We start from the raw sequence: 13,275 nt of genomic DNA on the forward strand, positions 1-13,275 counted from the left end.
AATGATAATGCTTTTGTGGATTTCACTTCGCGAGAGGGACCTTCCCCTTGTCTATCCCCTCACGGAGTGACTCCACGTCCTTCTAAGAAGCGTTCTACTTTCCGTTTCACGCGTTGCAGAGCGTTATCGATAGATTTGACGTGGCGTTTCAAGTCAACGGCAATCTCTTGATAGGATCGACCATCAAGATAAAGCATTAAAACTTGTCGTTCCAATTCACTTAAAATCTCGGTCATCTTGTCTTCTATATCTGCAAATTCTTCCTGGTGAATATACAAGACTTCCGGATCAGAGATGCGCCCCCCTGTTAGTACGTCCATCAGGGTTCGATCAGAATCTTCATCATAAATAGGCTTGTCCAACGATACATAGGAATTAAGTGGAATATGCTTCTGACGTGTGGCCGTTTTAATAGCGGTAATGATTTGTCTGGTAATACACAATTCAGCGAATGCTTTGAATGATGTTAATTTTTCGTCTCGATAATCTCGAATCGCTTTGTATAAACCTATCATGCCCTCTTGGATAATGTCTTCATGATCGGCCCCGATGAGAAAGTAGGAGCGAGCTTTCGCACGGACGAAGTTTCTGTATTTATGAATCAAGAATTCCAGCGCTCCAGTATCCCCTGTTCGCACACCCGCTACCAACATTTCATCGGCCATTTCCTTGTATACAGCATACTCGACTCTAGGTTCCCTTGGTGCTTGGCTTACTTGAACTTGAACGTTAACGCTCACCCTCATCCCCCCAGCCATGTATATTGGTAGCCCAAGTTAACTCTATTATATCCGAGTTGCAACAAAACCGTCAAATTTCCGCCTATTTTCTTCTTCGCCAATTCTCAAAAGTTCGGAGAATATCCTCTTCTAGGCGGTGCCCCAGCGTTCCCGGCTGTTCTCTGCGCTTTTCAATCTGCTCACTCACCTTTTTACTACTATTTTCGAGTATCTCTACCAATTCTCTCGCCGAAATACGATAGGCACCATGACCCAGAATCATCCGCTGTTCGAGGTAATCTGAAGTAGCCACATAAATCTCTTTCTTTTTATCGCGCTGTTGTCGCACCCATCGCTCGATCCATTCATCTGCTGTTTCGTGTTGTTTGGTATAGAAAATCGTCACTTGCTGCTGCTCTTCCTTTGCCTCTCCTCCTTCAGCAAGATGAGCATCAAAGACCACAATGACATGCCTGCCGGACACCGCCTGATATTCAGATAACTGTTCGATCAGGCGGTAGCGGGCTTCCTCTAAGGAAGGGCCAAAAGCCTTCTGCCCGCTGGCACCAATCACATTATATCCATCCACCACCAGCCATTCTTCCATTTCATTCACCCAGCTGGCGGCTACGTAACACTTCGTACATCAATAGCGCACCTGCCACTGATGCATTGAATGACGAACCTTTTCCTTTCATGGTAAGCCGCACCATCTGATCGCACTTCTCCTGTAGCAATCGACTGATGCCTTTCCCTTCATTACCGATCACCATCGCCACGGGCATGCGGTAATCCAACTCCTCTAAACGGCTTGGTGCATCGGCTGCGCTACCAATCAACCAAACTCCCCGCTCTTTCAGCTCGTCCGCTGTACGGTTAAGGTTTGTCACACGTGCCACCGGAACATGCTCGACTGCTCCAGCGGAAGTTTTCGCCACAGTCGGAGTCACATGGGCTGCCCGTCGCTTCGGAATAATCACACCATGTGCACCGACAGCGTCTGCCGTGCGGATCATCGAACCCAAATTGTGAGGATCCTCCACGCCATCTAAGATGAGAAAGAAAGGCTCTTCTCCTCGTTCTTCTGCAACGGCAAACAGCTCCTCTACATCCGCGTAGACAAACTCACTTGCTTCAGCTACCACCCCTTGATGGTTTTCTCCTTCTGTCAACTGATCCAAACGTTTACGCGGAACCCATTGCCAAGTGACGCCTCGCTGGCGGGCAAGCTGAAATAGTTCCTCCAGCTTCCCTTTGCCCACGCCTTCAGCGAGAAGGATCTTTTCTAATTTCCGTTCTGCCCGGAGTGCTTCTAAAACGGGTCCACGTCCAAGTATCAGGTTCTCTTTCATGTTGTCTCGCCTTCCTTCATTGCATGTAGTAAATAGTGCATCATCTCACTGAGGCGCTCGCTTTTCCCATTAAGATACCAATAACCAACCAATGCTTCTAAACCGGTACTCAAGCGATAATCGGCAACCTTCGTATTTTTAGGCGTACTGCCTGATTTGGCATTGCGCCCTCGCCGTACCACGTCTTGCTCTTTCTCTGTAAGCCTTGCTTCCAGTAGGTGTAAGCCACGTGCTTGAGCAGTAGCAGATACGTACTTCACAGCCATCCGTTGCACATCTTGCGGACGTACGACACCTAGGGCGAGCAAATGATAACGCACGTAAACTTCATATACGGCATCCCCCAAATACGCCAACAACAGCGGAGACATCTCATTCGTCGATTTCCCTACAAAAGGTTCTGTTTGTCCAATCAGACTTTCCATCACTTACCCTCGCTTCCAACGTACACCTTGCGGCGTATCTTCCAAAATAATATCGGCTTCCTTCAGCTCATCACGAATCGCATCTGCACGCTGAAAATCGCGCTTCTTGCGCGCAGCTTCCCGCTCCGCAATCTTCGTTTCCACCCATGTATCCAACTGCTCTTCTTCTTCTTTCAGAAGTCCCAGCAACTCGATCCCATAAGTGATGAAAAATGCTTCTGCCACTTCCAAAGTACCCTGCGTCACGACATCTTGGGATACCCATTCATTCGCATAACGCGCCGCTTCAAACAATACCGTGATGGCATTGGTTACGTTAAAGTCATCATCCATAGCTTCTTCGAATTCTTGCTGTAGGCGATGAAACACTTCACTCGCTTCCGCAGAAGCCACGCCAGGGATTGCCGTTTGCTTACGGTGCCGTAAGTTATAAAAAGCGGTATCCAAACGTTCCAAGCTCTGTTGTGCCTGTTCCAACGCTTCTGTGGTAAATGCGATCGGGTTACGGTAATGAGAAGAGAACAGGAAAGCACGTAAGACGCGCGGATCGTACTGTTGCCGTAGATGGTGGACCGTTTTCACATTGCCCAGCGATTTGGACATCTTCTCACTACCCATATTAATATACCCATTGTGCATCCAGTAACGGGCAAACGGCTCGCCTGTCCATGCTTCACTCTGTGCAATCTCGTTTTCATGGTGGGGAAAGCACAAGTCCAACCCACCTGCATGAATATCGATGGAGTCTCCCAGGTAGGCACGTGCCATCGCAGAGCATTCAATATGCCAACCGGGTCTACCCGCTCCCCAGGGGCTAGGCCATGCGACTTCACCGGGCTTTTCTTTTTTCCATAAAGCAAAGTCCAATGGCGTCTCTTTCCGTCTATCTACTTCGATGCGCGCACCAGACTGTAAATCGTCGAGCGATTGATGACTCAGCTTCCCGTAGTCCGCTTTACGTAGCGCACGGTAGTACACATCCCCTTCCTGTTCATAAGCAAACCCTTTATCAATCAGGACCTGAATCGCCTCAATCATACCCTCGATATGTTGCGTAGCCCGCGGATGAATATCTGCACGTTTTACTCCCAGCGCATCCATATCAGCATAGAAAGCTTCCATATAGCGCGCAGCAATAGCAGAAACCGTCGTCCCTTCGGCTGCAGCCGCTTCGATCATGCGGTCATCTACATCTGTGAAATTTTGCACATAGGTTACTTCATATCCTTTATGCTCCAAGTAACGACGGACCAGATCAAAGAAAGTAAAAGCCCGTGCATTCCCAATATGAATATAGTTGTAAACCGTCGGTCCGCACACATACATCTTCACCTTGCCTGGTGTTAAGGGGCTTAAGTCCTCTTTCTCTCGACTCATCGTGTTGTATAACTTAACCGTCATCGCTTTTCCTCCATTCATTGAACTTGTTTTTTGAGAGTAGCTACCTCTTCTCGCAACTTCTTTAGCTCCTCGCGTAGCGCATCACATGTTTCTTCTACTGGATCTGAAATATTCCCGTGTTCCAAGTCTGGCACACGCACACCATCTTGCACGACCACTCTTCCTGGAACCCCCACCACGGTAGAATTAGGAGGAATTTCCTTCAAAACCACTGAACCTGCACCAATTTTGGCATTTTCACCAATGGTCATCGAGCCCAGCACTTTCGCCCCCGAAGCAATCATCACATGATTTTTCAAAGTGGGATGACGCTTTCCCTTCTCTTTTCCTGTCCCACCTAAGGTCACTCCTTGGAATATTGTTACATAATCACCAATTTCACATGTTTCTCCAATAACGACACCCATGCCGTGGTCGATGAAGAACCCCTTACCGATTCTGGCTCCGGGATGAATTTCAATTCCTGTTAAAAAGCGCATAAACTGTGATAGCATACGTGCTAAGAGCCGGAGGTTTTTCCGGTAAAAGTAATGAGCCACTCGATGTCCCCAAATCGCATGTAGACCAGAGTAGGTAAGCACCACTTCAAAAGTGTGGCGAGCAGCTGGATCCCGGTCAAATACTGCTTGAATATCGGAACGAATCACATCCATCGCTTGACGAATTCGTCTATTCATCTGTGGTCACCCTCCTTACTTACATTAATCAAAAACGGTACAAAAAAAGTCCCTGCAGCGCATGAGCTACAGAGACGGTGATTCCCGCGGTTCCACTCTGTTTGAACCAATCCGCAAAAAGAAACATCCCATTCTCTTGGGCATCTCTTTCGCTCGGTTCCACTTTAACGCCCAGTAACAGCGGGCACTGGTTGCGCCTACGACCACCCATCAGGCGGGCTCGGGCAACATGCTCACGGGGGCATTTCCGAGAACATGAGCATACAGACACTTCCAGCCATCGGTGTCTTTCTCTGGTTGAAGCTCACATTTCGTACTCTCCCGATCAACGCACAGGGTATATTTCATTCCTTCGTCTCTTCTATTTTACCCTCTCTTGTCAAGGCAATAAATAAGGCGATCGCGTACGCGCTCTTTTCCTAAGAGAGAGATGGTTTCCCGCAAATCAGGACCATGTACTTCGCCCGTCACAGCAACACGAACAGGCATAAACAATTTCTTTCCTTTATGACCCGTCGCCTTTTGCACTTGTTTCAATGCCGTTTTAATCGTATCTGGTAAGAGGGGTTCCTCTAAGCTTTCCAACTGCTCCTTAAAGGCATGTAAGACTTCAGGCACTTGCTCTTCAGCCAATACTTCTTCTGCCTCCGCCGAATACACCGCTTCTGTGCGGAAGAACATTTCCGTCAGATCAGCAATTTGAGCGATATAATCCAATTGCTCTTGATAAAGAGCAACGACCCGAGTTACCCACTCTCTCGCTTTATCTTCCAACGGCAACTGAATGTAACCCCGTTCCTCCAGAAAAGGGAGGGATAACTCCACGATCCGTTCCAGCGAGGATTGCTTAATGTAATAATTGTTCATGTATTTCAACTTGCCCGTATCAAAAACAGCAGGGGCTTTCGATACGCGCTCCAACGAAAAGCGTTCCACTATCTCCTCTTTGGAAAATAGTTCTTCTTCTCCTTCGGGAGACCAACCCAACAGGACAATAAAGTTGATCAACGCCTCCGGTAGATAACCCAAATCGCGGTATTGATCGATAAACTGAATAATCGATTCATCCCGCTTACTCATCTTTTTGCCATCAGGGTTTAAAATCAAGGAAGCATGAGCAAACTTCGGAGGTTCCCAGTCGAGTGCCTGGTAAAGTAGAATTTGCCGAGGGGTATTGGAAAGGTGCTCTTCTCCCCGTACCACATGGCTAATCTCCATCAATGCATCATCAATGGTCACGGCAAAATTATAGGTCGGCCGGCCATCGGGACGTTGCAAGATAAAGTCACCAATCCCATCCGACTCAAAGTTTACGTGTCCACGTACCTCATCCTCTACGACAATCGTTCTTCCCTTGGGAACACGAAAACGAATGGAAGCCTGCTTTCCTTCCTGTTCGAGCTCCACTCGCTCCTCCGGTGTAAGACTGCGACACCGCTCACTATACTTCGGCGCCACACCATCGGCCAATTGCCGCTCACGGTCTTGCTCCAGCTCTTTTGCTGTACAATAGCATGGATAAGCTTGTCCTGTCTCTAGGAGTTTGTCGATATATTGCTGATAAATATCCACCCGCTCCATTGAGCGATAAGGTCCAAACGCCCCTTCACGATCAATCGACTCATCCCACTCCAGTCCCAACCAATCCAGTGCCGCCATTTGCTTTTCTGCTGCTTGTTCAACATTCCGCACTTGATCCGTATCTTCGATACGAACAACAAAATCCCCATCAAATTTTCGTGCCCATAAATAACTAAATAATGCCGTGCGTGCGCCTCCAATATGTAAGTGGCCTGTTGGACTGGGTGCATACCTCGTCCGTACTCTTTTCGTCAATCCAATCCTCTCCTTTCTATGAATCGTACGATATGGCGCGTCCATATAATTTAGGACTAATTCGCTTGCAAACAGACAACAGCCATGGCCGCAATTCCCTCTTCTCTTCCCGTAAAGCCTAACTTCTCTGATGTCGTCGCTTTCACATTAATGGCATCCGTAGAGGATGCGAGCAATTGGGCAATTCGTCCCTTCATCTCTTCAATATAAGGAGCCATCTTGGGTGCTTGTGCAATGATCGTCGCATCTAAATTGCCTAACTCCAACCCACGTGCGCGGACCATCTCCCACACAACCTCTAATAACTTTCCACTATCAGCACCTTTATACTTGGGATCGGTATCCGGAAAGTGTTTTCCAATATCTCCTTCACCCATCGCACCTAAAATCGCATCCGTAATCGCATGCAACAAAACATCCGCATCCGAGTGGCCCACTAAGCCTTGATGATGTGGAATCTTGACGCCACCTATGATCAGCGGACGCTCCTCAGAAAATTGATGTACATCAAACCCTTGTCCGATGCGAATCACTTGGAACCCACCTCTCTTCCCTAACAGATCATCGTAAAAACCTTTTTAACAAGAAGGACGCCCGGCAGGAAATTTCCCCGACACGGGCGATCACATTCACTATCCTTTTCAACTACCCAGCTAAAAATCCTAAGGGTATTATACTGCTCCTTGTTCCATTCTCGCAAGTGAATCCATCAAAGCGCTCGCTCTAATAGCTTCGGTTTGGCAAAAATCATCCGCCCTGCTGAGGTTTGCAACACACTGGTTACCAATACATCGATATCTTCACCGATGTAGTCCCGACCGCCCTCAATAACGATCATCGTGCCATCATCCAGGTATGCTACTCCTTGCCCATGTTCCTTGCCGTCTTTGATCACTTGCACGCGGATTTCTTCTCCCGGCAGAACGACAGGCTTCACGGCATTGGCGAGGTCATTAATGTTTAATACCTTGACCCCTTGTAATTCACACACCTTATTTAAGTTAAAGTCGTTGGTAACCACTTTCCCCGACAGCACCTTAGCCAGCTTGACTAGTTTACTATCCACTTCCGAAATCTCTTCAAAATCCCCTTCATAAATGAGAACCTTCGTCTCCAATTCCTTCTGGATTTTGTTCAGAATATCTAAGCCACGGCGACCACGGTTTCGCTTCAGAACATCGGAGGAGTCTGCGATATGTTGCAATTCCTCTAGCACAAAAGCGGGAATAACCAGTGTTCCTTCCAAGAAACCGGTGCGGCAGATATCGGCAATGCGACCATCGATAATCACACTGGTATCCAGAATTTTGGGTTCAACCTCTCTACTACGCGTATCCTTCTCTTTCTTCGAGCGATCCCGCGCTTGCTTCCCGATTGTAAAAACGGAGAGCAACTCATCTCGCTTACTATAGCCAACCCGAAAACCGAGATATCCAAGGATCCCTGAGATGAGTAGGGGCAACACCACATCAAACCCTGGGATTGGAATACGGGTAAGCGAAGACTCCAAAAGAGAGGCTACAATAAGACCAAATATTAATCCGAAAGCACCAAATAATATATCTGTAGCCGGAATCTTAACGAGTCGCTCTTCGCTCCAACGAATCCATCGAACTACGTAATTGGACAGGCGCAGGGTCACGAAATAAAAGAGGATCGCCCCGATGACGACACCAACATATTCAGGTGCAGGAACTTCGCCAAAATTGAGCGGGGTATCTCTTAAAATCTGAAACAATGATGGACCCAATGTATAACCGAGCATCGCACCGACTAGGGCAAAAGCTAACTGGACAAATCGTTTCAACATTGGGGGCCTCACCTCCTCTTACCCTTCATTATAGACAACCTCTCTATAGAAAAAACCACATTTGTATATTTTTTTACCAATACCCACACCTTGCTTCTATTTCTTGCTGGTGGGTTCTGTATTAGCCGAAAAGGATTCATCCAATAGATGAAAGGCTTCTTCTTCTTCAATCTCTTTCGCCAAGACGAGCTCACTAATCAAGATTTGACGTGCGTTCTCTAACATTTTACGCTCCCCGGTCGAGAGCCCTTTTTCTCGATCACGCAACATCAATCCACGAACCACCTCAGCCAAATCATAGAGCTCCCCGCTCTTCATTTTATCTAAATTGGCACGATAGCGGCGATTCCAGTTTGTGGTGATATCGCTCTCTTGTTGTTTTAAACGCTCAAAGACTTCCCCAACGGTTTCTTCGTCTACGACCTCTCGCAATCCGATGCTATCTACATTAGCCATCGGAATCATCACCTTCATCTCCCCAACGGGAAGACGCATGACATAATACTTCTTTCGCTCACCCAAGATTTCTTTTTCCTCGATGGACTCAATGACTCCGGCTCCATGCATAGGATAGACGACTCGATCACCGACATTAAACAAGAAACCCACCTCCATTAGGGGCAATATCTCATTTCCATTTTATCACAAGCGAAGATCGGTTGTCAATTTTTAAATAAACAATATTAGCATAGGTCATAAGGTAGCGTCAACCATTATTTTAACCTACATGTGAAAAATTGACACCCAATAGCCTGACCGCTATAATAAATTTGTAGAGAATTTTCTGCTCTTAGGAAAGGACGGTCGGAATGGATAGTAAGCAAATAGAGACGGAACAGGTCATCGATCAGTTCCAACATCAAGTCTCCGATCTGTTACTTCGCCATCGCAGTCTCCTCGATGTCGTCTCCAAGTACCAAGAAACGAATGCGCGTACAAACCGTGCCGTCATGAAGGCGGTCACTGACTGTGGATGCATCCAAATCCAAGCCGAACGTCAACCTTATAGCCAAGATGCCACTGTGCAGGAGTGTAAAGAGGGTTTCACTTCTCACTTGTCTGGTGAATTGTGCGCCCATTGCCGTGACATTCTTAAGTCAGAAATGGGTAAGAACTTGTTCTATTTAGTTGCCATGTGCAATTTATTCGAGCTCTCATTAAGCGAAGTCATAGCTGATGAGCAGGAAAGCTTAAATACCTTAGGTGTATTTCACCTTCGCTAAGCCTCCTCACCTTTATAAACGTTGTTTTTAAAAAAATGTTCGATTGAAAAAAATCCCAGGAGATAGCTCCTGGGATTTTCTTTGTGAAAACTGTTTCTATTCGGTTGCTCTATCAGCTTCCACTGATTTGTTGATTAAATTTTCATCCGTCTTCCGTTAATGAAAATGGATTGTCTACACACCTCGAGAGGAAAACAACCCGCCCAGGAGCGATTGATTCTCTCGACACATAGGTTGTTAGGCGGTGGCCTCTCTCATCGCTGCCTGATCCACGGCTCAGAGTCTCTCAGAAAGAAACCGCTCGCCCATCTTCCATTAACCCTGCGAGGTGTCTTTCACCTTTTCACCAGTAGAGGACTTCTCCCTCTATCTATCCCTCTTCAACAGCCTTTTCTTTACGACGCCTTCTTCTTTTCATGGAGTGTCTCACACCATATACAGCATAGAGAGCCAGAGGAACAAATATCAACTTCGGTAGCAACTCCGGAAAGCGCGCAGCTAACGCCGCAAATAGTAGGATGACCAAAGGAGCAATCCAATACGTTTTTTTAGGGATACCAAGCCGTTTAAAGTTTGGGTACTTAATGTTACTAATCATAAGAAAAGATAAAAACAATGTCCCCATCACCAACACTGCGGGGGAAGCAACCGTATCTTTGTACAACGCCATCGTTGCCAATATTCCACCAGCCGCCGTGATCGGTAGCCCGATAAAGTAACCGGGTATACCTGGATGTACGTTAAATCGAGCAAGACGTAGTGCTCCACAAATCGGAAAAATCGCCGTCAAGATCCATCCAAAGGATCCCAGTTCTTGAAAAGCAGCAAGGTACATAATGATAGCAGGGGCAATGCCAAATGAGACAATATCAGATAATGAGTCCAGCTCTTTCCCAAATTCACTCTGGGTATTTAGTAACCTCGCTACCCTGCCATCCAGTCCATCCAAGAACATGCCAATGATAACCATAATCGCTCCATAGCGCCATTCTCCTTGGCACGCCAGGATCATGGCCATCACCCCTAAGAACAGATTCCCAACGGTAAGGATGCTCGGTAACGCTCGCGCCAACATGATTGTAAGCCTCCTAAAATAAAATAGGGCGTATCCAAACGGGGGATCAGCCCTTGACGATCGTCATTTATGCAGAGAATATAAAGTAGTAGTCAAATTGAAATACAAAGTGAAACGATCGTACAGAGTTACCGTCAGAATATCAATGTTTATATTCTAGGTTATTTTAGATATGTCTGTCAATGAATACTTGCTCTTGAATACGCTTTAATCCCTCTTTTATTGTACGGGCACGCACTTCTCCAATTCCATCTACTTCATCCAATTCTTCAATCGTCGCCATCATGATTCGTGGCAACGTTTCAAAGCGATCAATCAAATTATGAATGATGTTGTGTGGAAGCCGCGGGATCTTGTTTAGGATCCGGTACCCACGCGGAGAGACCGTTTCCTCCGGGATGTTGGTCCCAAAGGGAAAGCCCAATGCTCTCACAATTTGCCCATGGTCTAAGAGTTCATCCTGTGAGAGTTGCTTCAATCGACTCAATACACCGCCCGGAGTCGGTTCTCCTGGTTCAAAACAGTAGTCATGGATTAAGTACACCGTCTCTTCTTCCATATTGGCTACCAATTCGTCCAGCTGCATTTTGATCAAGCGGCCCTCCGTCCCTAACTCATGAATATAGCTTTCAATCTCTCCTTTAATACGTAAGACCATCTCAATTCGTTGAATGACCATCGCTACTTCATTTAATGTCACCAATTCCTCAAATTCAAGTGCACTTAAATTGGTTGTAGATTGATCTAGTACTGATTTGTACTTATCAAGGGTTTGAATCGCTTGATTCGCTTTGGTAAGAATAACGCCAATATCTTTTAGTGTGTAGCGGAAATTCCCTTGATAAAGGGTAATGATACTACGCCGTTGAGAGATGGATATGACCAGCTTTTCCGTCTGCCTAGCCGTACGCTGAGCTGTGCGGTGACGAATACCCGTCTCAGTAGAAGGTATGGAAGAGTTGGGAACCAGCTGTGCATTCGCATACAAAATTCGCCGCCCATCGTTACTGAGGATAATGGCTCCATCCATCTTCGCCAACTCATACAGATGAGCTGGAGTAAAGGGAGAGTCGATATGAAAGCCACCATCCACCAGCTCACTTACGCATTCATCATACCCCATCACAATCAATGCACCCGTCTTTGCACCTAGTACATTGTCCAATCCTTCACGACAAGGAGTTCCTGGTGCAACCAATCGTAAGATATCGCTCACAAACGTATTACGCCGCTCAACCGCTTCTTCTTTCACCCTGTCACCCTCCTAATCCCACATCCAATGCTTCTTCTACGGTGTTTACGCCAATGATTTGGATATCAGCAGGTGGGTCCCAGCCACGTTGATCCTTCGCAGGAATAATCGCACGCTTAAAGCCCATTTGCTTCGCTTCCGCCATCCGCTGTTCCATACGCGCCACACTTCGCACTTCGCCTGTTAGCCCCACTTCGCCAATAAAGATATCTTTTGCTCCCGTTGGTCGATTGCGAAAGCTGGACGCGATACTGACAGCCACCGCCAGGTCGAGCGCCGGTTCATCCAATCGCATACCGCCCACGATATTAACATATGTATCCTGATTTTGCAGAAACATTTCCAATCTCTTTTCTAACACTGCCAAAATCATCGCCATGCGTTGGTGATCTACCCCTGCCGCCATCCGTTTGGGAGAGGGAAAGCTGGTCGGAGCAACCAGTGCTTGTAACTCGACTAACACAGGACGTGTCCCTTCCATACTTGCCGCTACAGCAGATCCCGCAATGCCATGTGGCCGTTGTGACAAGAACATCTCGGAAGGATTGGACACCTCCACTAGCCCTTGCGTCCGCATCTCAAACAATCCAATCTCATTGGTTGAGCCGAACCGATTTTTAACAGCGCGCAACACACGATACGTTTGGTGCCGCTCTCCTTCGAAATAGAGGACACAATCTACCATATGCTCCAACAGTCGCGGGCCAGCGATGGCTCCCGCCTTGGTCACATGGCCAACGATCATGATGGCAATGCCCCGCTCTTTTGCTAGTCGCATCAGTCTTCCTGTGCACTCTCTCACTTGTGCGACACTGCCAGGTGCCGAGGTGACATCCGGTTGATAGATCGTCTGAATGGAGTCGATGACCACCATGTGTGGCTTTTCTTCTTCCACCATTTTTTCAATGAAATCCAAATCTGTTTCTGCCGCTACCCACAGATTTTCATCCAGTGCCCCTAATCGTTCCGCTCTCAGACGTGTCTGCTCGGTCGATTCCTCTCCCGATACATAGAGAACCGATGTCTTTTTCTGAGCTAATCGATACGACGCCTGTAAGAGCAACGTCGATTTGCCAATGCCCGGATCCCCACCAACTAAAATCAGAGACCCCGGGACCAGCCCTCCACCGAGCACGCGATTTAATTCATTGATTCCCATATCGCATCGGGCTTCCTGCGACCGTTCCACCGTGGTGATAGGAATCGCTTTCGCAGATTGAAAAGGCGTGCTTCTGCGCCCTCTCCCATCCGATTTCCCGGTAATGGTCTGTTCTTCTACGAGCGTGTTCCAAGTATTACACCCTGGACACCTTCCCATCCACTTCGCCGTTTCGTATCCGCACTCTTGACAGGCAAACTTTGTCTTTGTTTTCGCCACGCCGTGTTTCTCCTTTTTCTGGTTGTTCGCTTGCTTCCATTATATCAGATCATGTGATCGTAGGCGAAAAAGTGCACAATAAACCAAAATATTTGCCGTTCTTATTTTATAGATAACGAAATATATT

General features: G+C 47.2%; 14 protein-coding genes. 1 reads left to right on the forward strand and 13 read right to left on the reverse strand.

Translation table 11 applies throughout. From position 1 onward, the window contains the following. Nucleotides 1–59: 59 nt before the first annotated feature. The 10 genes from sigH to AC6RGY_RS13155 form a co-directional block, all read right to left on the reverse strand. Complete coding sequence (gene sigH / locus AC6RGY_RS13110; protein ID WP_499863596.1) at nucleotides 60–746, reverse strand: RNA polymerase sporulation sigma factor SigH; 687 nt, start codon at nucleotides 744–746, stop codon at nucleotides 60–62. A gap of 76 nt (nucleotides 747–822) precedes the next feature. Further along, the gene (locus AC6RGY_RS13115; protein WP_499863598.1) at nucleotides 823–1,326 is read right to left on the reverse strand and encodes an NYN domain-containing protein; all 504 of its coding nucleotides are present in this window, start codon (nucleotides 1,324–1,326) and stop codon (nucleotides 823–825) included. A gap of 1 nt (nucleotide 1,327) precedes the next feature. Beyond that, nucleotides 1,328–2,071 carry a 23S rRNA (guanosine(2251)-2'-O)-methyltransferase RlmB gene (rlmB, locus tag AC6RGY_RS13120; RefSeq protein ID WP_499863600.1) on the reverse strand — a complete coding sequence of 248 codons (744 nt, stop codon included), beginning with the start codon at nucleotides 2,069–2,071 and terminating at the stop codon, nucleotides 1,328–1,330. Beyond that, nucleotides 2,068–2,496, reverse strand: coding sequence for a Mini-ribonuclease 3 (locus AC6RGY_RS13125; protein WP_499863602.1), 429 nt, complete (start codon nucleotides 2,494–2,496; stop codon nucleotides 2,068–2,070). The genes rlmB and AC6RGY_RS13125 overlap by 4 nt, the downstream gene beginning before the upstream one ends. A gap of 3 nt (nucleotides 2,497–2,499) precedes the next feature. After that, nucleotides 2,500–3,897: a cysteine--tRNA ligase gene (gene cysS / locus AC6RGY_RS13130; protein WP_499863604.1), complete on the reverse strand. Its 1,398-nt coding sequence runs from the start codon at nucleotides 3,895–3,897 to the stop codon at nucleotides 2,500–2,502. A 14-nt stretch (nucleotides 3,898–3,911) separates the two neighbouring features. Continuing rightward, the gene (gene cysE, locus AC6RGY_RS13135; RefSeq protein ID WP_499863605.1) at nucleotides 3,912–4,574 is read right to left on the reverse strand and encodes a serine O-acetyltransferase; all 663 of its coding nucleotides are present in this window, start codon (nucleotides 4,572–4,574) and stop codon (nucleotides 3,912–3,914) included. A gap of 366 nt (nucleotides 4,575–4,940) precedes the next feature. Beyond that, the gene (gene gltX, locus AC6RGY_RS13140; RefSeq protein WP_499863608.1) at nucleotides 4,941–6,410 is read right to left on the reverse strand and encodes a glutamate--tRNA ligase; all 1,470 of its coding nucleotides are present in this window, start codon (nucleotides 6,408–6,410) and stop codon (nucleotides 4,941–4,943) included. 56 nt (nucleotides 6,411–6,466) lie between these two features. After that, the gene (ispF, locus tag AC6RGY_RS13145; protein WP_499863609.1) at nucleotides 6,467–6,943 is read right to left on the reverse strand and encodes a 2-C-methyl-D-erythritol 2,4-cyclodiphosphate synthase; all 477 of its coding nucleotides are present in this window, start codon (nucleotides 6,941–6,943) and stop codon (nucleotides 6,467–6,469) included. A 176-nt stretch (nucleotides 6,944–7,119) separates the two neighbouring features. After that, a complete protein-coding gene (locus AC6RGY_RS13150; RefSeq protein WP_499863612.1) occupies nucleotides 7,120–8,220 on the reverse strand; it encodes a PIN/TRAM domain-containing protein in 1,101 nt (366 codons plus the stop codon). A 96-nt stretch (nucleotides 8,221–8,316) separates the two neighbouring features. Beyond that, complete coding sequence (locus AC6RGY_RS13155; protein ID WP_499863899.1) at nucleotides 8,317–8,829, reverse strand: CarD family transcriptional regulator; 513 nt, start codon at nucleotides 8,827–8,829, stop codon at nucleotides 8,317–8,319. A gap of 200 nt (nucleotides 8,830–9,029) precedes the next feature. On the opposite strand from AC6RGY_RS13155, the gene AC6RGY_RS13160 reads away from it, so the two are divergent. Then, on the forward strand, nucleotides 9,030–9,443 hold the full coding sequence (locus tag AC6RGY_RS13160; protein WP_499863614.1) for a DUF1573 domain-containing protein: 414 nt from the start codon (nucleotides 9,030–9,032) through the stop codon (nucleotides 9,441–9,443). A 370-nt stretch (nucleotides 9,444–9,813) separates the two neighbouring features. On the opposite strand, the gene pssA is transcribed toward AC6RGY_RS13160, so the two are convergent. From pssA to radA, 3 genes are all read right to left on the reverse strand, one after another. Further along, on the reverse strand, nucleotides 9,814–10,518 hold the full coding sequence (gene pssA, locus AC6RGY_RS13165; RefSeq protein ID WP_499863617.1) for a CDP-diacylglycerol--serine O-phosphatidyltransferase: 705 nt from the start codon (nucleotides 10,516–10,518) through the stop codon (nucleotides 9,814–9,816). 166 nt (nucleotides 10,519–10,684) lie between these two features. Beyond that, the gene (gene disA, locus AC6RGY_RS13170; RefSeq protein WP_499863619.1) at nucleotides 10,685–11,770 is read right to left on the reverse strand and encodes a DNA integrity scanning diadenylate cyclase DisA; all 1,086 of its coding nucleotides are present in this window, start codon (nucleotides 11,768–11,770) and stop codon (nucleotides 10,685–10,687) included. A 4-nt stretch (nucleotides 11,771–11,774) separates the two neighbouring features. Further along, a complete protein-coding gene (gene radA / locus AC6RGY_RS13175; protein WP_499863621.1) occupies nucleotides 11,775–13,148 on the reverse strand; it encodes a DNA repair protein RadA in 1,374 nt (457 codons plus the stop codon). Nucleotides 13,149–13,275 lie beyond the last annotated feature (127 nt).

Source organism: Mechercharimyces mesophilus (assembly GCF_059818345.1).